The organism is Frankia casuarinae (assembly GCF_000013345.1).
Taxonomy (GTDB): domain Bacteria; phylum Actinomycetota; class Actinomycetes; order Frankiales; family Frankiaceae; genus Frankia; species Frankia casuarinae.
In genome coordinates this window covers 3107015-3129153 of the sequence record NC_007777.1, presented here as the reverse complement: position 1 = coordinate 3129153, position 22139 = coordinate 3107015, and the positions used below count along the sequence as shown (strand labels likewise).

General features: G+C 71.7%; 17 protein-coding genes. 11 read left to right on the top strand and 6 right to left on the bottom strand.

Annotated features, from left to right (window positions below; translation table 11 throughout):
- Nucleotides 1-184: 184 nt before the first annotated feature.
- Nucleotides 185-1681, bottom strand: coding sequence for an NAD(P)/FAD-dependent oxidoreductase (locus FRANCCI3_RS13355; protein WP_011437046.1), 1497 nt, complete (start codon nucleotides 1679-1681; stop codon nucleotides 185-187).
- A 340-nt stretch (nucleotides 1682-2021) separates the two neighbouring features.
- On the opposite strand from FRANCCI3_RS13355, the gene FRANCCI3_RS29100 reads away from it, so the two are divergent.
- Nucleotides 2022-3578, top strand: a complete 1557-nt coding sequence (locus tag FRANCCI3_RS29100) for a glycosyl transferase (protein WP_011437045.1) — start codon at nucleotides 2022-2024, stop codon at nucleotides 3576-3578.
- A gap of 1817 nt (nucleotides 3579-5395) precedes the next feature.
- On the opposite strand, the gene FRANCCI3_RS13335 is transcribed toward FRANCCI3_RS29100, so the two are convergent.
- Nucleotides 5396-7762, bottom strand: coding sequence for an ATP-dependent DNA helicase (locus tag FRANCCI3_RS13335; protein WP_023841061.1), 2367 nt, complete (start codon nucleotides 7760-7762; stop codon nucleotides 5396-5398).
- A 210-nt stretch (nucleotides 7763-7972) separates the two neighbouring features.
- Here FRANCCI3_RS13335 and FRANCCI3_RS13330 point away from each other — a divergent pair, with 210 nt between their 5' ends.
- The 6 genes from FRANCCI3_RS13330 (at nucleotide 7973) to FRANCCI3_RS13305 (ending at nucleotide 12825) form a co-directional block, all read left to right on the top strand.
- The gene (locus FRANCCI3_RS13330) at nucleotides 7973-8800 is read left to right on the top strand and encodes a histidine phosphatase family protein (RefSeq protein ID WP_011437042.1); all 828 of its coding nucleotides are present in this window, start codon (nucleotides 7973-7975) and stop codon (nucleotides 8798-8800) included.
- Nucleotides 8801-8806: 6 nt separating this feature from the next.
- On the top strand, nucleotides 8807-9349 hold the full coding sequence (locus FRANCCI3_RS13325; protein WP_011437041.1) for a DUF3090 domain-containing protein: 543 nt from the start codon (nucleotides 8807-8809) through the stop codon (nucleotides 9347-9349).
- A 48-nt stretch (nucleotides 9350-9397) separates the two neighbouring features.
- Nucleotides 9398-9619, top strand: a complete 222-nt coding sequence (locus tag FRANCCI3_RS27005) for a hypothetical protein (protein WP_035958421.1) — start codon at nucleotides 9398-9400, stop codon at nucleotides 9617-9619.
- 4 nt (nucleotides 9620-9623) lie between these two features.
- Nucleotides 9624-10403 (top strand): SCO1664 family protein, encoded by a 780-nt coding sequence (locus FRANCCI3_RS13315; protein WP_011437040.1) that lies wholly within the window; start codon nucleotides 9624-9626, stop codon nucleotides 10401-10403.
- Nucleotides 10404-10603: 200 nt separating this feature from the next.
- Nucleotides 10604-11926, top strand: a complete 1323-nt coding sequence (gene mshC, locus FRANCCI3_RS13310; protein ID WP_035941620.1) for a cysteine--1-D-myo-inosityl 2-amino-2-deoxy-alpha-D-glucopyranoside ligase — start codon at nucleotides 10604-10606, stop codon at nucleotides 11924-11926.
- Between the two features lie 2 nt (nucleotides 11927-11928).
- Nucleotides 11929-12825 carry a DivIVA domain-containing protein gene (locus FRANCCI3_RS13305; protein ID WP_011437038.1) on the top strand — a complete coding sequence of 299 codons (897 nt, stop codon included), beginning with the start codon at nucleotides 11929-11931 and terminating at the stop codon, nucleotides 12823-12825.
- 130 nt (nucleotides 12826-12955) lie between these two features.
- Here FRANCCI3_RS13305 and FRANCCI3_RS13300 read toward each other — a convergent pair whose 3' ends face one another.
- A complete protein-coding gene (locus FRANCCI3_RS13300; RefSeq protein WP_011437037.1) occupies nucleotides 12956-13798 on the bottom strand; it encodes a PAC2 family protein in 843 nt (280 codons plus the stop codon).
- Nucleotides 13799-14162: 364 nt separating this feature from the next.
- Here FRANCCI3_RS13300 and FRANCCI3_RS13295 point away from each other — a divergent pair, with 364 nt between their 5' ends.
- The 3 genes from FRANCCI3_RS13295 to FRANCCI3_RS13285 all read left to right on the top strand — a co-directional run bounded on the left by FRANCCI3_RS13295 (nucleotide 14163) and on the right by FRANCCI3_RS13285 (nucleotide 15619).
- The gene (locus FRANCCI3_RS13295; protein WP_055726053.1) at nucleotides 14163-14354 is read left to right on the top strand and encodes a hypothetical protein; all 192 of its coding nucleotides are present in this window, start codon (nucleotides 14163-14165) and stop codon (nucleotides 14352-14354) included.
- Nucleotides 14355-14480: 126 nt separating this feature from the next.
- Nucleotides 14481-14684, top strand: coding sequence for a hypothetical protein (locus FRANCCI3_RS13290; protein WP_011437035.1), 204 nt, complete (start codon nucleotides 14481-14483; stop codon nucleotides 14682-14684).
- Between the two features lie 104 nt (nucleotides 14685-14788).
- Nucleotides 14789-15619, top strand: coding sequence for an HAD family hydrolase (locus FRANCCI3_RS13285; protein WP_083503408.1), 831 nt, complete (start codon nucleotides 14789-14791; stop codon nucleotides 15617-15619).
- Between the two features lie 41 nt (nucleotides 15620-15660).
- Here FRANCCI3_RS13285 and FRANCCI3_RS13280 read toward each other — a convergent pair whose 3' ends face one another.
- The 3 genes from FRANCCI3_RS13280 to FRANCCI3_RS13270 all read right to left on the bottom strand — a co-directional run bounded on the left by FRANCCI3_RS13280 (nucleotide 15661) and on the right by FRANCCI3_RS13270 (nucleotide 20795).
- Nucleotides 15661-18192 (bottom strand): ABC transporter permease, encoded by a 2532-nt coding sequence (locus FRANCCI3_RS13280; protein WP_011437033.1) that lies wholly within the window; start codon nucleotides 18190-18192, stop codon nucleotides 15661-15663.
- 4 nt (nucleotides 18193-18196) lie between these two features.
- Nucleotides 18197-19534: an ABC transporter ATP-binding protein gene (locus FRANCCI3_RS13275; RefSeq protein ID WP_011437032.1), complete on the bottom strand. Its 1338-nt coding sequence runs from the start codon at nucleotides 19532-19534 to the stop codon at nucleotides 18197-18199.
- 349 nt (nucleotides 19535-19883) lie between these two features.
- The gene (locus FRANCCI3_RS13270) at nucleotides 19884-20795 is read right to left on the bottom strand and encodes a RecB family exonuclease (RefSeq protein ID WP_011437031.1); all 912 of its coding nucleotides are present in this window, start codon (nucleotides 20793-20795) and stop codon (nucleotides 19884-19886) included.
- An 85-nt stretch (nucleotides 20796-20880) separates the two neighbouring features.
- Between FRANCCI3_RS13270 and FRANCCI3_RS13265 the strand changes: the two genes are divergently transcribed.
- Nucleotides 20881-22098, top strand: a complete 1218-nt coding sequence (locus FRANCCI3_RS13265; RefSeq protein WP_011437030.1) for a site-2 protease family protein — start codon at nucleotides 20881-20883, stop codon at nucleotides 22096-22098.
- The last annotated feature ends 41 nt before the right edge of the window (nucleotides 22099-22139 follow it).

The window sequence follows — 22139 nt, the reverse complement described above, 5'->3', positions numbered from 1 at the left end:
CCGGGTACGTCCCCGGCCATGCCGGCCGGCCCCGGAAGTGGAGCGGGCGCCGACGGTGAAACGCGCCCGACAACCTGCCCGACAACCTGCCCGACAACGCGCCTGACATTGTGGCGGCGTCCGTCGAACCCGTGCCCCGGACGAACCCGTCCCGGATGAATCCGTGCTCCGGACGAATCCTCCGTCAGGACCGGGCGATGCCCCGGGCCGGCGACGAAACCTCCTCGTGGTAATCCTCCTCGACGTTGACCTCCCACACATCGTGCTTGGTGCCGTCGATGATGTTCTGGACCGTGAGCATCGCGGTGAGCATCGAGTGGTCCTGATTGTTGTAACGGTGCATGCCGTTACGGCCGACCGGGTGGACGTTCGGCGTGTTCTCGGCCAGCCAGGCGCGGATGATATCGACGTTCTTCTTGTAGTGTAGGTCGTAGTATGGATATGCCTTCGGCATGCGTACGACGAAACCCTCTTCCACCTGCTGGGCCCTGATCAGACCCAGCTCGACGAGTTCTTTCGTCCCGAGCGCGACCAGTTCCTCATCGGAGGCGTTCCAGGTCTCGTCACCCTCGAAGACGAAGTACTCCAGGCCGAGGCAGGTACGCCCGTCCTTGACCAGGAATGGCGACCAGGAGGCGAAGTTCTGGATCCGGCCGACCTTGACGGTGGGGGAGTGGATGTAGATCCAGTTGTCCGGGAAAGCGGCCGAGGCCGGCACCACGAGGGCGATGGTGAGGAAGTCGCGGTACTTCAGCGCGTTCGCCGCGGCCAGCACGTGGGCCGGTGCCGGCGGGTCCATCACCCGGACGAGGGAGGAGAACGACATCGACGAGATGATCTCGTCGGCCTGGTACTGGTACTCGCTGCCGAGGTCGGAGCGCGAGGACTCCGGGGCGCCGGCCCCTGGGCCGTACCCGCCGGTCACGGTCGTGGTGACGCCGGTCGCGCGGCCGTCGGCATGGTGGATCTTGCGGACCTTCTCCTCGAAGACCACCCGGCCACCCTGCTTAATGATCTTGTCGGTGGCGGTCTCCCACATCATTCCGGGCCCGTACTTGGGGTACTGGAACTCCTCGATGAGGGAGGTGATCTCCTTCTGGTTCCGCTTCGGTAGGACCGCGTTCACGATCGCGTTCATCATGGACAGGCTCTTGATGCGCTGCGCGGCCCAGTCCGAGGGCATCTCGCTCACCGGAACGCCCCACAGTTTCTCGGTGTAGGTCTTGAAGAAGGTGCGGTAGAGCCGCCAGCCGAAACGGGCCACCAGCCAGTTCTCGTAGTTGCTCTGGTCCTGCGGCGGCCGGATCCGGGCCGCGGCGTAGGAGGCGATGCAGCGCGCCGCCTCGACCAGGCCAAGCCCGCCGAGCGCGTTTCCCGCCTTGAGTGGGTAGTCGAAGAACTTCCCGTTGTAGTAGATGCGGCTCGATCGGGGGCGCAGCAGGAAGTCCTCGTCCGGCAGGATTTCGTGCCAGAGCTTTTCGACCTCGGGAACCTTGGTGAAGAAGCGGTGGCCGCCGATGTCGAAACGCCAACCTTCACGCTGGGCCGTACGGCTGATTCCGCCGACGACCGAGTCACCCTCGATAATCGTCACGGGGACGTCCCGTTTCACCAGCTCCCAACCGGCGGTCAGACCTGCCGGTCCGGCTCCGATGACGACTACCTCTGGCTTTTCGGTCACTGTGCCGGACCTCTCCTCAACACACACTCATGGTCACTCGGGTGGACGGACACCGGGCATCGCGCCACCGGGACGCCGGGCCCCTGGGACCGGTCCTGGGTCGCAAGTGTTGCATGGCGCGAGCGGAGACCCGTCCGCACCCCCTCGACCTGTCCGCACCCCCTCGCCCCGACACGATGCGATGATCCGTTATACGTCCGCCCTATTCCCATAACGCGCCTCCGCGCCGCCTGATCGGGTGGGGCTCTGGCATCGTGCGCACATGGGATTGTCGATACCCGGCCAACGGGCACCGCAGACCTCGCCTCCCCCGGACGGGCCGGTTCCTCCGGGGCGGGTGATGCCGGCGATTCTGGTCGGTTGGTGCGCGGTGGCCGGTGGCATCGCGGCCAAGGACGGTCGGTACGGCGCCTGGGCGCTGTCGAGTGTCCTGGTAGGTTTCGCGGCGGTGGTCCTGGCGGTCGTGGCCACCGCCGGCACCAGCAGCACCGCCGGCACCAGCAGCACCGCCGGCACCAGCAGCACCGCCGGCACCGCCGTGGCCGTGCGCCCGCGCGGGTGGTTCGGGGCGTGGCTGCTCGTGGCGGTCGTGATCGGCGTCGCGCCGCTCGTGCGCCGTCCCCGCTACTACGCCGCCGGCCGGTTCGCCACGGCGGCGGACGTGCTCGCGATCCTCGCGGGCCTGCTCGCCGCCGGGTCGATCATGGTCATGCTGCACCACGTCGGCCGGGGGCGTCGGATCGGCCGGGAGCACCACCGGGGCCGGGGCCGGCTCGATGTGCTCGCCTCTCCGTGGGTGTTCTGGCTGGTCCTGGCCTTGGCCTGTGCGGCGGGCGTCGCTACGATCCGCGCCGCGCCGACGCCCCGCATCGACGTCTTCCACCTGCTCCAGGTCTCCGCGGCCGGCCTGCCGCACGGGGCCGACATGTACCGGCAGCAATGGGCGCCGAGCCGGGCCGAGTACCCGGTCGACGGCCTGTTCGACGTCTACCCCTATCTACCGGTCACGTCCGTGCTCCTGGCTCCCTTCCGGCTTCTGCTCGGTGACGTCCGTTACGGCCTGCTGCTGGCCCTGGCGGTGGCGGCGGTCCTGATCCGCGCGGTCGCGGGACGGGCACCCGCGGCGCCGGCGGTGGCCGCGCTGCCGTTGCTGGTCGTCGTGTTCCCCGAGTCGATGTACGCCCTGCAGCAGTCCTGGACCGAGCCGTTGCTCGTGGCGTGCCTGGCGGCGACGGTGTGGGCGTCGACGAGCGGGCGGGGACGGGTGGCGGTCGTCACGTTCGCGCTCGCCCTGGCGACCAAACAGCACGTCGCGCTGCTGATCCCCCTGGCGGCGGGCTACCCCGCGTTCGGGCCCCGCCGGACGGCCTCGGCCGCGGCCGCGGCGGCGCTCCTCGTTGCCCCCTGGGTGCTGGCCGGTCCCCGGGACTTTCTCGACGACGCGGTCTGGACGAACCTCCACTACGAGGTGCTCGCCCACTCGCTGTCCCTGCCGGGCCTGGCGTCGCATTTCGGGGTCACGCTCGGATTCGGCTCGACCGCGGTCGCCCTCCTCGGTGCCTACACGGCGGCCTGGCGGGCTCGCGGGGACGCCACCGGGTTCTGCCTGGGGGCGGCGTTGGTCCTGCTCACCCTGAACCTGATGAACAAGCAGACCTTCTTCAACCACTACACGTTGCCGATGGGTCTGCTCGTGCTGGCCGTCGCGGCCCTCGCCGTCGACGACCCCGCCCGCGCCGTTGACGACCCCGCCCGCGCGGGCGGTCAGCGCAGCGTGGAGAACCGTTCCAGCGACGCGCCCTCGTACAGGTTGCGCCGCTCGACCTGCACGGTGCGGTCGCGCAGCGTGGCGAGTTGGTCGGACAGCACGGCGCAGGCGCCCTCCAGGAACCGGTAACCGTCCGCGCGGACGAGCAGCACGGCGTGGCCGGGGCCGGCCAGTTCGTTGACCTCGGCCGCGAAGCTGGTGCCGTTCGCCCGTTTCATCCGGTCGGCGTAGTCGACCCAGTCGACGAGCGCCGGGCCGGAACTGTCCGCGTACACGATCTCCCGTACCGTGACTTCGCCGTGCCGTTCGATTGCCCGGTGCACGGCCGGGCCGAGCTGGTCCGGGCAGTAGGCGACCACGTCTCCCGGCCGGGCCAGCGCGACGATCCGGCCCGCGATCTCCCCGGCCTGGGTGCGTTCGGTCCGGGCGAGCTGCCACCCGCCGAGCAGGCCGCTGAGCGAGGCGACGATCAGTACCCCGGCCCGCACCCGCCGGCCCGGCAGTTGGGCGATGCCGAGCGAGGCGAGCAGCAGGCAGGCCGGCAGGGCGATGCCGGTGTAGCGCTCGGCATATGCGCTGCCGCCGAACATGTTCACGCAGTAGGCCAGGACGAGGGGGACCAGCCAGATCGCGGCCAGGTAACGGCCCGGCACCCGGCCGGAGACCTTGACCGCGAGCTCCCGCCCGTCCGGACGCGCGGTCAGGCCGATGAGCGCGCCCCCGAGCAGCACGATGCCGAGCAGCGCACCGGTGGAGGTCGGGCCGGCCCAGTCGAAGACCGTGTCCAGCAGCACCTGGGCCTGCACCTTGGGCGCCCAGGGCGTTCCGGTGTGCAGCATCTGGAACAGGAACGACGGCATCCACGGCGCGAACAGCACGGCGGAAGCCGCCATCGCGGCGAAGGCCCGCAGGGTCACCTGCCGGTACTGGGGTCGCCGCCGGGCCTGTAGCAGCATGAACGCCGCCACGGTGAAGATCAGCAGGAACGTCCAGTAGTGGGTGTAGACGAGGGCGGCGGTCGCCAGCGTCAGCATCGCCAGCCGTGCCGGCTCGGAGCGTTCCAGCGCCCGCACGGTCGCGAGCCCGAACACCAGCACCAACAGGACGACCAGCGAGTACATCCGCGTCTCGCTGCCGTAGCGGATCGCGTAGGGAGAGCAGGCGAACATCAGCAGGGTCGCCAAGCCCACCCAGGCGTCGGCGTCGCGGCCACCGTTGCCGGCCTGGAAGGCCGTCCGGCCCACCCGCCGTCCGGCCAGCCACGCCGCCGGCAGCGTCGCCAGCGACAGCACCCCGGACAACGCCCGGACGGCGACGTCCCCGTCGCCGAACACCGCGATCCAGGCGTGCAGCAGCAGGTAGTACAGCGGCGGTGAGCCGTCGTGCCGCAGCGCGTCGAGCAGCTGTGGGACGGGGCGCGAGGCGATGGCGACCGTCAACGACTCGTCGAGCCACAGATGGCTGGGGGTGGCGAACCGCATCAGCGCGCCGGCGGCAACGGCGAGTATGACAGCGACTACCAGCAGCTGCGGGCTGGCCGCCGCGATCCGCGCCACGGCGGTGGTCGTGCGCGCGGTCCCGGGCGTGATGACCGTCCCGGTCGTGACATCGGCTGTGGCGCTGTTCGCGGCTGTGGCGCTGTTCGCGGCTGTGGCGCTGTTCGCGGCTGTGGCGCTGTTCGCGGCTGTGGCGCTGTTCGCGGCTGTGGCGCTGTTCGCGGCTGTGGCCACGACCGCGGTCGCGGTCACGTCCACCGGCGCCTGGGGGCGGCGGGGACCCGAGAGCACCGCCGGCCCGGATCCGGTGTCCTGGCCGACGGTTGGACTCCCGGATGCGTCTACGTTCACCATGCCCCCTCGTCTGCCACGATCTTGCCTCCTGTCAGAGAACCGCCTTCCGTCGGGTGGCCGCAGTCGCCTGCTGGCGGGGATGTACGCCCCGACACTTCAGACTGTCATCCGTTCGTCGCCGTCCCGTACGCGGGCTGCCTCCCCAGCGGTCGCGCCGCCCGCCCGCCGCGCGTCGGATCCGCCATCGGGCCTGCCGTCCGGCCCCCCGTCGGGATCTTCGTCGGGATCTTCGTCGGGATCGTCGAAGCCGCCGGCGGTCTGCCCGGCGAGCAGAGCCGGGAGCAGCGTCGTGCGGCGCCGTCCGCCCGAGCTCCGCACGGCGTTGCGGATGGCCGGGCCGTTCACGGCCACAATCGACAGGTGGGCCTGCGCCCGGGTCAGCGCCGTGTAGATCAGCGGACGGGTGAGCATCCGGCCGGCCTCCGGCGGGAACACGGCGACGACGGCGGGCCACTCGCTGCCCTGCGCGCGGTGCACCGTCACCGCCCAGCCGTGCCGCAGATCACCGAGGACACCGGCGGGCACCTCGACGACGCCGCCGGGAAACGCGACCCGCAGCGCACCGCGTTCGCCCAGCGCGACGACGGTGCCGATTTCGCCGTTGGCGAACCCGACGTCGATATGGTTCGCCGTGGCCACCACACGGTCCCCGATGTCGAACCCGGAGACGGCGCCGCCGCCCGGGTTCAGCGTGCCCTTCAACGCGGTGTTGAGCGCCGTGGTGCCTGCCGGACCGGCGTGCACCGGGGTCACGACCTGGATGTCCGCGACGGGAATGCCGAGCGCGCGGGGGATGGAGTTGGTGACGAGCTGGACGGTGCGATGCGCAGCCTCGCCGGAGCTGCCGGACGGCACCACCACGACCTCCCGGCCAGGCCCCGGCGGCGGCAGCTCCCCGCCGCGTACCGCGGCGGCCATCGTCGCGATGGCGCCGCCGTCAGCCTGTCGGTACAGCCGCCGCAGCTCGGTCACCGGGACCTCACCGGACTCGAGCAGGTCGGCGAGGATCTGCCCCGGTCCGATGCTCGGCAGCTGGGCCGGGTCCCCGACGAACATCAGGTGCGTGCCGTCCGCGCAGGCGTCGAGCAGCGCGGCGGCGAGCTCCGCGTCGAGCATCGACGCCTCGTCGACGACGACGAGGTCGGCGTCGATCGGGTTGTGCTCGCCGCGCGCGAACCCGCTGCCGCGCCCCTGGGCCTGCAACAGCCGGTGCAGGGTGCTCGCCGGCGCCCCGCACAGCTCCTCGAGGCGTTTGGCAGCCCGTCCGGTCGGCGCGGCCAGTGCGACGACCGCCTCGGCCGCCCAGGCCAGTCGTACGACGGCCGCGACCGTGCGGCTCTTGCCCGTTCCCGGCCCACCGGTGAGCACACTGACGCCGGACTCCAGCGCGGCGCGCGCCGCCGCGAGCTGGAGCTCGTCCAGCCCGGTCACCACCTCGTCGTTTGCCGGTCCGCCGTCGTTTGCGGGTCCGCCGCGGCCCGCCGCGGCGGCGTCCCGGTTCGTGTCCCCCTCGGTGCCATCGGCGCCGAGGGGGCTCTCGTCCCCCCCGTCCTTGTCGTCATCCTTGTCGTCGTCGAACGTCAGCGCCGTAGGAGGCGGGGCGGTGGCGGCCCATGCGGACACGGCCCGCCCCGCCGGATCGTCGTCGTCGACGGATCCCAACCCGTCGTACCCAGGCCCGTCGTACCCAGGCCCGTCATCGGGTCGGCGGCGGGCTCTGGGGGCGCCCGCGCGCAGCGGCTCGGCGGTCGCCGTCAGCCGTTCGATGCCGTCCGCGACGGACTGCTCGGCCATCGCGTACCGCTCCAGCGCGATCCGGTCGCCGACGGTGATGATCCGCCCGTCGTCGAGCGCCACGGTCAGCGCCGCGCTCGGATCGGCCACCCCCTCGCGCGCGGCGGCACGCAGCACCGCCTGCACGGGGCCCGCGGTGTCCCCGGCCCGGGAGGCGGCCCGGCCGAGCAGATGGGTGAGTACCGCCGGGCCCCGGCGCGGATCGTCGCGCTGCAGACCGCGGCGGCGGGCGAACCGGTCGGCCTGGGCGATCTCGGTGTCGGCGGCGGTCAGCAGCATCCACGGATCGGCCCGCAGGAGGTCGGCGGACGCGGGTCCCAGCAGGTCGGTCACCCCGCGCGCGAGCCGGGCCGGAAGATCCGCGGCGACGAGCAGTTCGACGACCGCGTACGTGCCCGCCACGGCGCGGAAGCTGTCGGCGAGCCGCCGGGCCCGCGGCCCGGTGACCCCCTCGACGGTGCCCAACCGGCCGACGTCGACGTGGTCGGGCCGGGTGATCCCGGCCGCGGGCAGCCGGCCGGCCGTCGTGCGGCCCAGCCCCGGCCACAGCCCCGCCCCGCAGAACGCGGCGAAGACCTCCTCGGGGTCCGCTGGCTGCGGGTCCGCTCGTGCCTGCGGGCCGACCGCGTCGGGCTCCGTGGTGGAAGCGGTCGTGTACTCGTCCGGCATGCCGGGAAGCGTAACGACGAACCGTTCCGCCGCTGTTGTAGCCCGCTGGGTAGCGTGGTATCCGGGACGGCGCTGTGGCGGCATGGCTGTAGGAAGGCGATGTCGCGTGTTCCGACCGATGCGCGTCCGGGCCCACCCGTGCGTCCGGGCCCACCCGTGCGTCCGGCCCGGCGGAGACAGTGAGCGTCAGCAACAGAAGGGACGGACCGGTTGACCACAGTCCTGCTGGTCCGCCACGGCCTGACCGCCGTGACCGGCAAGATCCTGCTTGGTTGGACGCCCGGCGTGGGGTTGGACGACCGTGGCCGCCGCCAGGCGTCGGACCTGGCGCGACGCCTCGCGGACATCCCGCTGGCGGCGATCGTCAGCAGCCCGCTCGACCGCTGCCGCCAGACGGCCGCGGCGATCGCCGGACGCCGTCCGGTCAGCGAGGCCAGCCCGGGCGGTCCGCGGCAGGTCGAGATCGACGAGCGGCTCGGTGAGTGCCGGTACGGTGACTGGACCGGGCAGGAACTGGCGACCCTGGCGAAGGATCCGCTCTGGGCGGTGGTGCAGAGCCATCCCAGCGCGGTCGTCTTCCCCGGTCCCGAGGGTGAGGCACTACGGGACACGCAGGCCCGTGGGGTGAGCGCCGTGCGGGAGTGGAACGAGCGGCTGGGCCCGGACGCCACCTGGTTGCTGTGCTCGCACGGCGACGTGATCCGCACGGTGGTCGCCGACGCCCTGGGCATGCATCTGGACATGTACCACCGGATCACCGTCGATCCCTGTTCCCTGACCGTGATCCGCTACAACGAGCGCCGCCCCTTCGTCCGGCGCATCAACGACACCGGCGGGGACGTCGTCGAGCTCCTCCCACCGCCGCTACCCCGGGCAGAGGGCTCCGCCGGGGCCGCCGACGCCGCGGCGTCGTCTCCCGGGTCCCGGAAGTCGCCGGAGCCGCCGGAGTCGCCGGGGTCCAGCGGGCTCGACGTGGACGAGGTGATCGGTGGCGGTGCCGGCGGTTTCCGTCCCAGCGCCGGTGGTGGAACGGGCTGATCGGGCATGCCGCGCCGGATACACGTCTTCGACCCGCCGCAGCGGTTCGTTGTGGGCACCGTAGGCCTTCCCGGCGCCCGATCGTTCTACCTGCAGGCCCGCGACGGGGCGCGGGTCGTCACCGTCGCGGTGGAGAAGGCACAGGTCGCATTGCTTGCCGAACAGCTGACCGAGCTGCTCGACGAGTTGGGCCGCCGCGGCGCGACGCCGGCGCCCGAGCCCGCCCCGGCCGACCCCGACCTGTCCCCGCTCGATCTGCCGATCGACGAGGAGTTCCAGGCCGCGACGATCGCGCTCGGCTGGGATCCGCGTGGCGGACGGGTCGTCATCGAGGCGCAGGCGACGGGCCTGGCCGACTCGATCGTCGGATTCTCCGACGATCCCGACGGGCCGGACGCCGTCCGGGTCCTGCTGGGGTCCGAGCAGGCGCGCTCGTTCGTGCAGCGCGCGGCGCGGGTCCTGGCCGCGGGCCGGCCCTCCTGCCCGTTGTGCGGGCAGCCGTTGGACGACGGTCACGTCTGCCCGCGCCAGAACGGTCATCTGCGTTGATGCGGCCGGCGAGGGGCGCCGGGCCCGCCCGCCGCGGGTGCGCGGTTCGTGGTAGCGGTGCGGTTCGTGGTAGCGGTGCGGTTCGTGGTAGCGGTGCGGTTCGTGGTAGCGGTGCGGTTCGTGATAGCGGTGCGGTTCGTGGTAGCGGTGCGGTTCGTGGTAGCGGTGCGGTTCGTGATAGCGGTGTGGTCCGGTAGGCCGGACGGTGTGGGAGAGATGTCGCTCACCGTCCGGTCCGGTGACATCACCCTGCCGGACCGGACAGACTGAGGTGATGGGCGTCTCCGCGGCGAGTTCCACTCCGGGGTGGCGACCGCCACTGCATCCGATCGACGGGGGTGGCCTCGACGCCCCCGCCGCCCTCGACCTCCTTCGCCGCGGTGACCTCGAGATCACCGCCCGGCTGGTCGACGCGAGCAACACGACGCTCTGCTGCGACATCTGCGCCGACGGGGTGACCGGCCGCTGCGTCTACAAGCCGGTCCGCGGCGAACGCGCCCTGTGGGACTTCCCGGACGGCACCCTCGCCGCCCGCGAGCTGGCCGCCTACGAGGTCTCCGAGCAGCTCGGGCTTGGCATCGTCCCGCCCACCATTCTGCGTGACGGCCCGTTCGGCGAGGGCATGGTGCAGCTGTGGATCGACACCGACGTCACCGTGGACCTGGTGGCGCTGACCCGGTCCGACGACTCCCAGCTGCGCCGGATCGCCCTGTTCGACGTCGTCATCAACAACGCCGACCGCAAGGGTGGGCACCTGCTGCCGGCGCCCTCCGGCCGGATTCACGGCATCGATCACGGTGTGACCTTCCACACGGACGGCAAGCTGCGCACCCTGCTGTGGACCTGGCGGGGAAGGCGGCTCGACGCCGAGGAGACCGCCTTGCTCGACGACCTGCGTGAGGCGCTCGCGGGCCCCTTCCGGGACCGGCTCGAGGAGCTGCTCACGGTCACCGAGGTCGACGCCCTCACCGTGCGGGTCGACGGGCTTCTGGCCGAGGGCCGGTTCCCGTTGCCCTCGGGGGACTGGCCGGCGATCCCCTGGCCGCCGTTCTGAGCGGGTTCCGGTTCTGAGCGGGTTCCGGTTCTGAGCGGGTTCCGGTTCTGGGCGGGTCACCGGTGCGGATACAGGTGCGGGAGAACATGGGATGTCACCGTCGGTGACCCGAGGTGGATCGGCTTGGGATGCTGTCGGCTACGCTGCGGTTACTCTCCTTGTGCCCGCCGGAGAGTCGGTTCGCGGTTACTCTGACACGCATGCAGGCGTGGCCATCTCCTCCGATACGTTCTCTTCCCGGTCACGGGAAGCCACTGAGGATCTTCGACACGGCCACGTCGAGCGTACGCGAGTTGGCGCCGGCCGTCACCGCAAGGCTGTATGTGTGTGGCATCACGCCCTATGATGCGACGCATCTGGGGCATGCCTTCACCTACCTCACCTACGACCTCGCGCAGCGTGTGCTGCGAGACGCCGGGCATCACGTCCACTATGTACAGAACGTAACGGATGTCGATGACCCGTTGCTTGAGCGAGCCACCCGTGACGGGCTGGACTGGCGGGCCCTCGCCGACCGGGAGATCGACCTGTTCCGCGAGGACATGACCGCGCTGCGGATGTTGGCGCCGGACGCCTACGTCGGGGTGGTCGAGGCCATCCCGATGATCGTCGACATGGTGGTGGAGCTCGTCGACCGGGGCGCGGCCTACCAGGTCGACGACGACCTGTACTTCTCGATCGCCACCGCACCCGCCTTCGGGGAGATCTCGCATCTCAGCCGGGCCGAGATGCTGGCGATCTGCGCCGAGCGCGGGGGTGACCCGCGCCGGACCGGCAAGAAGGACCCCCTCGATCCGCTGCTGTGGCGCGCCCACCGCCCCGGCGAGCCGTCCTGGCCCTCGCCGTTCGGCCCCGGCCGGCCCGGCTGGCACATCGAGTGCTCCGCCATCGCCCGCCACTATCTCGGCGGGGTCATCGACATCCAGGGTGGCGGAACCGACCTGAGCTTTCCGCACCACGAGTGCAGCGCGGCGCACGCCGAGGTCGCCGCCGGCATCCGGCCGTTCGCCCGCAGCTACGTGCACACCGCGATGGTGAGCCTCGACGGCCACAAGATGTCGAAGTCGCGGGGCAACCTGGAGTTCGTCTCCCGGCTGCGCCGGGCCGGGGTGGATCCGGCGGCCCTGCGGCTGGCCCTGCTCGATCATCGGCACACCGAGGACTGGGAGTGGACGCCGGGCCTGCTCGACGACGCCGTGGACCGGATGAACCGGTGGCGGGCCGCCGTCGCCCTGCCCACCGGGCCTGACGCCATGGGACTGCTCGCCGCCGTGCGTGAGCGGCTCGCCGACGACCTCGACGCCCCGGGTGCCGTCGCCGCGGTGGACGCCTGGGTCGGCGCCGCGCTCGCTGATGCGGGCGGCTCCGCCGGTGCGGGCCCGGATCCCACCCATCAGGGGGGTCCGGTTCGCGGTTCTGGCGGTGACGTGCCCGCCTGGGGGGAGGCGCCCGCACTCGTGCGGCGCCTCGTTGACACACTGCTGGGCGTAGACCTTGAACCCGTCAGACCCAGAGGGAGCTGAGGATGGGAGCTCACCATCGCCGGGTGGATCCCGGGGCAGCGACCGAACGGCCCGCCTTCGACGAGGTCGCGCATGGCTACGACCCTCATCAGGTCGACGACTACCTGGCCACGCTGTGGCGTTACGCCAGCCAGGTGACCTCGCGCGCGGCCGCGGCCGAAAGCGCCCTGAAGCACGAGCGGGCCCGCAGCGCGAACATGGGCGTCGAGGGCCTGGCCGCGCAGGCCGGCGGTCGGATCGGCCAGATGCTGACCATCGCCCAGCAGGAGGCCGAGGAGATCGTCACGGGCGCCCGCCAGATCGCGGAGGCGGCGCTGGAAGAGGTGATCGAGGACGCCGGGGCGAACCACCCGATCGTGCGGGAGGCTCGGGAACAGGCCGAGAAGCTCCTCCTCGACGCCGTGGAGGAGAGCCGCCGGCTCGCCCGGGAGCGGCATGCCGAGCTGGAGGTGGAGATCGCCCGGTGCACCGCCTCGCTCGAGGCGCTGCGTCACCAGCAGGGTGAGATCATCGGCGCGATGCTGCGCCTGCGGGGGGTCCTGGCCTCCGACGAGGTGGACCGGGCGGTCACCGACCTGGCCCGGGCGGGTGCGGCCGCGCCGACGACGTCGGGCACGTCTGGGACGCCGGGCGGAGCCGGTCCTGCCGGTTTTCCCGCGGGCGGTGCGGTCCCCGCGGGCGGTGCGGGAGCGTCGGATCTTTCCGAGACCGCGTGGGCGACCGGTCGCGTCGCCGGCCCGGGGCGGCGTTCCCCGGGCCGGCATCGTCAGGCCGACGTCGCGGACGCGGAATCCCACACCCCGCCCACTCCGCGCGAACCGGTCACGAACTCGGCGAACGTGCCGTTCCGCCGTGGCGCCGACGAGGACATCATCGACGCCGAGATCGTCGAGGAGTAGCGAGATCGTCGAGGAGAAGGGTGGCCCGGTGGAGGTGCGGAGTGCGCCCTGGGCTCCCGGCCCGGGCGTACCCTCGCCCCCTTTCCTTCTTCTACCGATTCTTCTACCGAGCCGGCTCTCTTACCGGCCTTTACTGGCCGCGACGGCGCAGGTACCGTTCGAACTCCCGGGCGATTGCGTCCCCACTGGCCTCGGGCAGCGCCGTCTCGGGCTCGCGTGACTCCAGCGAACGGACGTACTCGGCGACCTCGGTGTCCCCGGCGGCGAGCTCGTCCACCTGCCGTTCCCACGCCTTCGCCCGCTCGGGAAGGTCACCCAGCGGGATCTCGATGTCCAGCAGGTCCTCCACTCGGCGCAGCAGCGCGAGGGTCGCCTTGGGACAGGGCGGGTTAGCCACGTAGTGCGGCACCGCCGCCCAGAACGACACCGAGGCGAGCTCGGCCCGTGCGCATGCCTCCCCGAAGACGCCGACGATGCCGGTCGGCCCCTCATAACGGGACGGCTCCAGCCCGAGTCGGGCAGCCGTCGCCGCGTCCCCGGCGGTTCCGCTGATCGGGACCGGCCGGGTGTGCGGCGAGTCAGCGAGCAGCGCCCCGAGGGAGATCACCATGTCGCTGCCGAGGGCGTGGACGGCCTCGATCAGCTCGTCGGTGAACCCACGCCAGCGCATGTTCGGTTCCAGCCCGCGGATCAGCACCAGGTCCGTCTCGGACTTCGGCGGCCGCGCCACCGACAGGCGGGTGGTCGGCCACGAGATCTTCCGGGAGGCCCCGTCGGTCCCGCTCACCGTCGGTCGGTTCACCTGGAAGTCGTAGTAGTCGTCGGGGTCGATAGCACCGATGACACGGGCCTTGAAGGCGGTCTCCAGATGCTCGACGGCGGCGGACGAGGCATCGGCCGCGTCGTTCCACCCTTCGAAGGCGGCTACTACGACCGGCGACCGTAGTTGACCGACGCCGGAGAACTCGATCACCTACCACCTCCTGCCGCCCCGCGGCGGCCCACTGCCCCCGTGACAGTGCAACGGTACGTCCTCACGGAGACGACTCCTGCCCAGAGCCGACATGCGTGACGTCAGCCTCCCTTATGGCCCGTGAGCCGGTGACCCGCGGACGACCACTGGTCGTCCACGGGGAACCTACGCTGGTCCAGTCTGCCGATGTTCTCGTGGGAACGCCTTTCCTCGGTCTCTCGATGGCGCTAGACCCGGGCGGATCGGACATCCATTCCGGATCGATGCGGTGGCTGCACCGTATCGGCTCTGAACGGATACCCGCCGTCGCGGGAATGCGAACGGCCCGGCCCAGGGCCGCCGCCGGACCGGCGTGCCCCAGCCCGTGTTTGTGCGGACCGCCGCGCCGAGCACACCCGCGCGGTCCGACGTCACGCCTCCGTTCCCGCAGCTGTGCCACCCCGACCGTGCCATCCGCGACCGTGCCACCCGCGACCGTGCCACCCGCGACCGTGCCGTGGGCAACCCGCCGGGACGCGTCCGGCATTCCCACCCCGCAATCATCACCATGCTGTGATCACCGTACCGTGATCACCGTCGTGCCCGTGGCCGACATCCTCGGAGGCGTCCGGACGGGAGGGTAAACCGTACCGGTGGTAGGAGAAACCCGTCCCGGTACTCTTGGCCAGTGCGCGGTGATCTGGTGTCCGTCCTGACCGAGCGTGTGCTGGTGGCCGACGGCGCCATGGGCCCCCTGTTGCAGGCGGCCAGCCTCTGCCTCGACTCGGTGAATTTCGAGGACGGCGACGGCCCGTCGCGCGCCGAGGAGTTCCAGCTCGTGCCGGAGCAGTCCACCTCGGCGATCATCCTGTGCCACCCGGAGGCGAAGTACTTCGCGGCCACGTAGGCACCGTGCGGTCAACCGGGCACCGTGCGGCCGGACGACCCTGAGCTACCGAGCTACCTGAGCTAGGAGTGGACGTGGGGAGCCTTGCGGCGGTTTTCTTCGACATGGATGGCCTGCTCGTTGACACCGAGCCGATTTGGACCATCGCCGAGCACGAGGCGGCGGCGCGGCTGGGCGGCGAGTTCACCCCGGCGATGAAACGAGCCATGATCGGCCACGGCATCGACACCGCCGTGCCGCTCATGGTGTCGATGCTCGGCCGGCCGGCGTCCGACGTGGCGCCGACGGCGGAGTTCCTGCTGCGCCGCTCCGCCGAGCTGTTCCGCGAGCCCGGTGCGATCGTCCCGCAGCCCGGGGCGGTGGAGCTGCTCGTCGCGCTGCGAGCGGCGGGTGTCCCGACCGCGCTGGTTTCCTCGTCCTTCCGCGACCTGATGGAGCCGGTGCTGCACGTCATCGGTGACGAGTTCTTCGCCGTGACGGTCGCCGGCGATGAGGTCACTCGCCGCAAGCCGGACCCGGAGCCCTACCTGACCGCCGCCCGGGTGCTCGGCGTCGACCCGGTTCGCTGCGTCGTCTTGGAGGACAGCCCGTCGGGAGCGCGCGCCGGGGTGGCGGCCGGGTGCGCGACCATCATGATCCCGTCCATGCCGGATCTGCTCGACCTGGCCGCTTCGGGGGCTTCGGGGGCTTCGGGGGCTTCGGGGGCTTCGGGGGCCTCGGGGGCCTTGGAGGCCTTGGAGGCCTCGGGCGTCGCGGCTCGCGGCGAGCCGGTGCCCGCCGGGCTCGCGGCGCTCCTGGCGAGCCTGCACGACGTCACCCCGGACCTCATGGAGTCCCTCACCACCCCCCGCCTCAGCCCGCCCCTTCGCCCCAGCCGTCCTGGATGCGAGGTTGGGGGAGTAAGGCACGGTTTTGGGGGCGAAGACCGGGCGTAGGTCCCCCGAACGGCGTCGGAGGGGGTGTGGGGTTGGGTGGGTCAGACGGCGGAGATGGCGCGCAGGACGTCCATGCGAGCGGCGCGCCGGGCGGGGAAGACAGCGGCGAGCACGCCGAGGATCGCCCCGGTGAGGACCACGAGCAGGATCGTCCGTACCGGGTAGGCGAACGTGCTGATTCCCAGGGAGGCCAGCGCCTTCGTCAGCGCCCAGCCGAAGATGCTCCCGACGACGACGCCCAGCACGGCTCCGAAGACCGAGATGATCACTGATTCAAGGATGACCATCAGCCTCATCTGCGACCGCGTCATGCCGACCGCACGCAGCAGACCGATCTCCCGGGTCCGTTCGATTACCGAGAGCGCCAGGGTGTTGACGATACCGAACAGTGCGATGATGACCGCCAGGGCCAGCAGCACGTAGATGAACCCGAGCAGCTGGTCGACCTGCTTCTCCTGCTGTGCGACGAACTCGGACTGGTCCCGGACCTCCACCGTGGCGAACGACTTGACCACCGTGGCGATCTCGGCCCGGACCATCGCCGGGTCCGCCCCGCTCGCCCTCTTCACCAGGACGAACAGGTCGAGGTCATCGGTGGAGTGCCGGGCGAACTCGCTCGTGGAGATGATCCACTTGCCGGCCACCTGGCTCTTCTGGTAGGTGCCCACCAGAGTCAGCTCCGCGCGGCCGTCGGCGAAGGTGACCGGGACCTTCTGCCCCACCCGTAGCTGGTGGTCCGCGGCGGTGGAGTCCTCGGCCAGGATCGTGCCGTCGCCGAGGGCGTGGACGTCACCGGTCACCTCCTTGATGGCCAGCATCTTGACCAGGCCCGCTGGGTCGCCGGCCAGCACCTGGGAGCTCTGCCCGGAGATCTTCACCAGGCCGCCCCGAAGACCCGTGGCGATCTCGATGCCGGGCTTGCCGGCCAGCTCGCGAGCCACCTCACCGCTGAATCCCTGCCCGAAGTTCTGCGGGGTCAGGTAGAAGTCGGCACCGAGGCTGTTCGACACCGTCTCCCGCACCGACTCCTTGATCGACTGTCCGAGCACGGAGAAGGCGCTGACCAGGGCGAGTCCGATCATCAACGCGGAGGCGGTGGAGGCGGTCCGGCGCGGGTTGCGCATCGCGTTCTCCCGGCCGAGTCGGCCGGTGGCCCCGAACATCCTCGCCAACGGTGCGCCGAGGACCCGGGTGATCGGTCCGGACAGCAGCGGTGAGAGGGTGGCGACGCCGAGGAAGATCCCCGCCGCGCCCACCCCGACGGCGGTGGCTCCCGGCTTGCCCGCCGAGGCGGTGCCGAGGATCAGCAGGACGATGCCGAGCGCGGTGAGCACCGACCCGGCGATCGCCCGGGAGCGCAGCGAGCGGGTCGGCAGCACGTAGGTCTCCCGCATCGCCGCGATCGGTGGCACCGACGCGGCCTTGCGGGCCGGCACGAACGCCGCCGCGGCGGTGATGAGCACGCCGACGGCGTAGGCGATCACGACGGTGCGGGGGCGGAAGACCAGCGCACCGCTGGGCAGCGCCACGCCGAACACACCGACGGCGACGCGCAGCAGCAGCGCGAGCCCCGCGCCGGACACCAGGCCGACAGTGGCCCCGGCGAAGCCGACCAGTGCCGCTTCGACCTGCAGGGACACCTGGACTTGACGTTTGCTCGCCCCGATTGCTCGCAGCAGGGCCAGCTCCCGCACCCGTTGGGCGACGAGCATCGTGAAGGTGTTGAAGATGATGAAGGCGCCAACGAAGACCGAGATGGCGGCGAAGATCAGCAGAAAGGTGGAGAAGCCGCTGACGGCGTTCTGCACAGCGCTGGCGCTCTCGTCCGCCAACTGCCTGCCGGTGATCGCCTCGACACCCGGTGGGAGTGCGGCGGCGACCCGGGCCCGCAGCTCCTCCTGGGTCAGGCCGGGCCCGGCGGCCAGGTGGATCGCGCTGAACCGGTCGGGCGCGAGCAGGACCCGCTGGGCGGTGGCGGTGTCGAACGCGGTGACGGCGGCGCCCCCGAGACTGTCCTGACCGCCGATCCGGAAGGTGCCGACCAGGGTGTACCGCGCGGGCGGACCCTTGGTCTGCACCGAGATCTTTGCCCCGAGCGACAGATGGAGCTTCTTCGCGGTCGCCCGGTCGACGACGATCTCTCCGGGGCCGGGCGGGCGACCCTCGGCGATCTCCTCCGCCGAGGTGGGCTGACCCCCGGTCCAGTTGATACCGATCCCCGGCGCACCGTTGGTGTTCGAGGGCTTGCCGGTGGCCGGGTTGACGAGGACGGCCTGGCCGTTGACCTTGCCGACCGCCACCCGCACCCCGTCCACTCCGGCGGCGGTGGAGACGAGCGAGGCCGGCAGCGGAGGGCGGCCGACGTCGCTCGTCGGGTCGATGGCGTTGACCGAGCGCACGGCGACGCTGACGTTCTTGTTGATGTCGGCGAAGAGGGTGTCGAACGTCCGGTTGAGGGTGTCGGTCAGGACCAGGGTCCCGGTCACGAAGCTCACCCCGGCGACGACCGCCAGCATGGAGAGCACCAGCCGGACCTTGCGGGCCAGCAGACTCTTGAGGGTGGCGCGCAGCATCGGCTCAGGCCCAGCCCGCCGGCTCCGTGCCGTCCGGGTGGTAACTGTCCCCCCCGCCGTCGACACGGCCGGGGTCGGTGAGCGGAGGCCCGCCGCCAGGCCTCGGCACCGGCCGGTGGTGGGAGCGGCCGGAGTAGTACTCCTCGCCGTGGCGCGTGCCGCCGACCCGCCTTGACGCCGGCTGCCCACCGGCGTCGGGCCCGAGGTCCGGGGCGGGGATCGCCTCGAACTGGCCGGTGCGCCGCTCCGGGTAGTGGCCCTGGTAGGGATCGTGCTCGTCTCGCCCGTAGGTCGGCTGGTCCGGGTAGGCCTGGTCCGGGTAGGCCTGGTCCGGGTAGGCCTGGTCCGGGTAGGCGTAGTCGTCGTAGTCACCGGCAGGCCCGTAGCGACCGTCGGTGTCGTTATGGTCGTCCCGGTCGTCGGCGATCTCGCCGTCGGCCGCCAAGCCGCCCGCGGCGGCGTCGAGGTGCTTCATCCGGTCCAGCACCTCCTCCGCGGTCGGGTTCGCGATCGCGTCAACGAGTCGACCGTCGGCAAGGAAGATCACTTCATCCGAGTAGGACGCCGCCGTCGCGTCGTGGGTGACCATGACGATCGTCTGCCCGAGTTCGGAGACCGAGTCACGCAGGAACGACAGCACCTCGGCTCCCGACCGGGAGTCAAGGTTGCCGGTCGGCTCGTCGGCGAAGATGATCTCCGGCCGGGTGACCAGGGCCCGCGCACAGGCGACCCGTTGCTGCTGACCGCCCGAGAGTTCGCTCGGCCGGTGCTTCAACCGCGGTGCGAGACCGACCGCGTCGATGACGGTGCGCATCCAGGCCCGATCCGGCGAACGCCCGGCGATGCTCAACGGCAGCGTGATGTTCTCGGCCGCGGTCAGCGTGGGCAGCAGGTTGAACTGCTGGAAGATGAACCCGATGCGGTCGCGACGCAACCGGGTCAGTTGCTTGTCGGACAGCCGGGACAGGTCCACGTTGCCGATGAAGACCCGTCCCCGGGTGACCGTGTCCAACCCGGCCAGGCAGTGCATCAGCGTCGACTTCCCCGACCCGGACGGCCCCATGATCGCAGTGAATCGGCCGCGGGGGAAGGCCAGGTCGATCTCGCGCAGTGCCGTGACGGTGGTGTCACCGGAGCCGTAGACCTTCGTCAGCCTGGCGGCGCGGGCCGCGGGTGCGGCGTCCGGTCCGTCTTCTCGCCGGCCGCCCGGGTGCTCGGGAACCCGGCCGTCACGGCCGGCACCGTACTCGCCGGGCCGCGACCCGCGGTCCTCTCGGCCGGGCGGGCTGCCCGCGACCGCGCCCCGCTTCCCGCCTCGGGACGATCCGGTCCGTCGGGCCATCGTGATGTCCTCTCCCTCGCGGCGCGCCGTGTCCCTCTCGACACGGTCCCTCTCGACACGTCGTGCCTGCCCTGCCTGCGCTCGGCCCCGACTGACCTGGGACGGCTGTTCGGCTACCGTGGTCGATCTCCCCAACGACCGAACGATGATCGGCATCTCGCCGTCGCTGACTGTACCGCCGGCAGTATTGAAGGTCCGACCAATATTACTTTTGGTGATCGGGCGATATGGCATGCCTCCGAGGACGCCCGGTGGAGCCACCGCCGCCGGCGAGCTGAGGATGCCGGCACCGTAAACGGGCTGTCCGCGGGGAACGGGGTCCGGACGGGGTCCGGCCTGAAGACCGCCATCAGCCGTCCGCCTCGCAGACGGTGGGGGCGGTCTCGTCGAGCGGCACCGCGGATGTCTGCTGCGGTAGCGGTGGTGGGGTGCCGCCGAAGGCTGGGCATCGAGCCTGATGGTCGCACCAGGAACACAGTCTGTTCGGGGTGGCGCGCCAGTCCCCGGTGCGGTGCGCGCGGTCGATCGCCGCCCACAGGGCCTCGATCCGTCGCTCGGCGGCCCGCAGGTCGGCCTCGTCGGGGGTGGCCCGCAGCCAGGTGCGGTCACCGAGGTAGTACAGCCGCAGCTCGCGCGGGATCACCCCACGGATCCGCCAGAGCAGCAGGGCGTAGAACTTCATCTGGAACATCGCCGAGCTCTCGAACGCCGGGCCGGGCGAGCGGCCGGTCTTGTAGTCGACCACCCGCAGGGCGGGTCCCTGCGCCGTGGTCGCCTCGTCAAGCCGGTCCAGGTAGCCCCGCAGCCGCAGGCCGGAGTCGAGCACGTGCTCGACGTACAGCTCGCGGGCCACCGGCGCCAGCCGTGACGGATCCTCCAGCGCGAAGTATCCGGCGAGCAGTTCGCGGGCCGACTCCAACCACGCCGCCAGTTCGTCGCGGCCACCGAACAGCGCCTCGACCGCCGGCTCGCGGGCGCGCACCGTATCCCAGGCCGGCTCGACCAGCTCCCGCGCGGCCTGCAGGGTACGCCGGGACGCCGGGAGATCGAACAGCTTCTCCAGGACCGCGTGCACCACGGTCCCGCGGGTCGCGGCCTCGCTCGGCGGCTCGGGGAGCCGGTCGACGACCCGGAACCGGTAGCGCAACGGACAGTTGACGAAGTCCGCCGCCCGCGACGGTGACAGCGAACCGATCAACGGCCGGGGTGCGGCCGACGCCACCGATCCCGGGATGGCAGGAGAGCGCTGCGTCGAGGTCATGTCCTGGACCCTAGATCCCCCTACCGACATCTTCGCCACTCGGTCCCGGACGACGGGTCGGGGTATGGTCCGTAGCATCGGATCCATGGCGGATCAGCACGGCGGCGCGGGTTCGGGCGGCGCGGGTTCGAGCGGCGCGGGTTCGAGCGCCCACGGCGGCGCGGGCCCGGCGGGGCAGGCTCCGAGTGAGCGACCCCCCGGCGTGCCGGTCGGGCGGATCCGCGGTGTTCCCATCGTCATCTCGCCGTTCGCCCTCGTCTTCGCCGTCCTCGTCGCCTACCTGCTCTCCGGCTCGATCCGCGACCGGCTGCCGCTGGCGTCCGATGGGCGGATCCTCGCGCTCTCCTCGTTGATCTCTATCGGCTTCCTGGCCTCCCTGCTCGCCCACGAGATCGGTCACGCTCTGACGGCGCTGGCGTTCGGTCACACCGTGCGGTCCGTGACCCTGCACGGCTTCGCCGGGTTCACCGAGTTCGAGCCGGAGCCCCGCAGCGCCGGCCGCGAGTTCCTGATCGCCTTCGTCGGCCCGGCGGTCAACGGGGTGCTGGCCGCCGGCTGTCACCTCGGCCTGCTCGGCCTCGACGACACCAGCGACGCCGCCGCGGTCCTGCACGATCTCGGACTCATCAACGCCGCGTTGTTCCTCTTCAACCTGGCACCGGGCCTCCCGCTGGACGGTGGACGGGTGGTCGTCGCCGCGGTGTGGGGTCTGACGCGCGACAAGCTGCGGGGGCTGCGGGCCGGTGCCTACGGCGGGTTCGTCGTCGCCGCCGGCCTGGTCGTCTGGGGTGCGTCGACCTCCGACGGCATCGGCATGGTGTACACCTATGCTCTGGCGGGCTTCCTCGCGTTCGCGGCCTACCAGTCGCTGCGCGCCGCGCAGGTGCGGGAGCGGCTGCCCGGCCTGTGCGCCGGTCGCCTTGCGCGCCGGACGCTGCCCGTCGAGGGTGCCGTTCCGCTGGCGGAGGCGCTGCGGCGAGCTCAGGAGGTCGGCGCCACCGCCGTCGCGGTGATCGACCGTGACGGCAGCCCCCTGAAGATTATGAATGGCTCCGCGGTCGACGCGCTGCCGGAGCATCGGAGACCCTGGATGACCGTGGATGAAGTGAGTCGGGTGATCTCGCCCGGCATGGTCCTCGACGCCGATCTGGAAGGCGAGGCCCTGCTGGCGGCCGTGCAGCGGGTGCCGGCGTCGGAGTACCTCGTCAAGCAGGCGGGCCGCCCGGTCGGCGTGCTCGCGATGGTGGATCTCGTCGCCCGTATCGATCCGGCCGCCGCCGCCCGCATGGTGGCGTCCCGGTGAGCGCCCCGCCCGACGAGTCGGTGTCCCCGGGGCAGGTGCCG

Coding starts and splice junctions, on each gene's coding strand:
- FRANCCI3_RS13265 (WP_011437030.1), top strand. CDS start 20,881: ATGGCGGATCAGCACGGCGGCGCGGGTTCGGGCGGCGCGGGTTCGAGC.
- FRANCCI3_RS13280 (WP_011437033.1), bottom strand. CDS start 18,192: ATGCTGCGCGCCACCCTCAAGAGTCTGCTGGCCCGCAAGGTCCGGCTG.
- FRANCCI3_RS13305 (WP_011437038.1), top strand. CDS start 11,929: ATGGGAGCTCACCATCGCCGGGTGGATCCCGGGGCAGCGACCGAACGG.
- FRANCCI3_RS13325 (WP_011437041.1), top strand. CDS start 8,807: ATGCCGCGCCGGATACACGTCTTCGACCCGCCGCAGCGGTTCGTTGTG.
- FRANCCI3_RS29100 (WP_011437045.1), top strand. CDS start 2,022: ATGCCGGCGATTCTGGTCGGTTGGTGCGCGGTGGCCGGTGGCATCGCG.
- FRANCCI3_RS13335 (WP_023841061.1), bottom strand. CDS start 7,762: ATGCCGGACGAGTACACGACCGCTTCCACCACGGAGCCCGACGCGGTC.
- mshC (WP_035941620.1), top strand. CDS start 10,604: ATGCAGGCGTGGCCATCTCCTCCGATACGTTCTCTTCCCGGTCACGGG.
- FRANCCI3_RS13285 (WP_083503408.1), top strand. CDS start 14,789: ATGGATGGCCTGCTCGTTGACACCGAGCCGATTTGGACCATCGCCGAG.
- FRANCCI3_RS13315 (WP_011437040.1), top strand. CDS start 9,624: ATGGGCGTCTCCGCGGCGAGTTCCACTCCGGGGTGGCGACCGCCACTG.
- FRANCCI3_RS13270 (WP_011437031.1), bottom strand. CDS start 20,795: ATGACCTCGACGCAGCGCTCTCCTGCCATCCCGGGATCGGTGGCGTCG.
- FRANCCI3_RS13275 (WP_011437032.1), bottom strand. CDS start 19,534: ATGGCCCGACGGACCGGATCGTCCCGAGGCGGGAAGCGGGGCGCGGTC.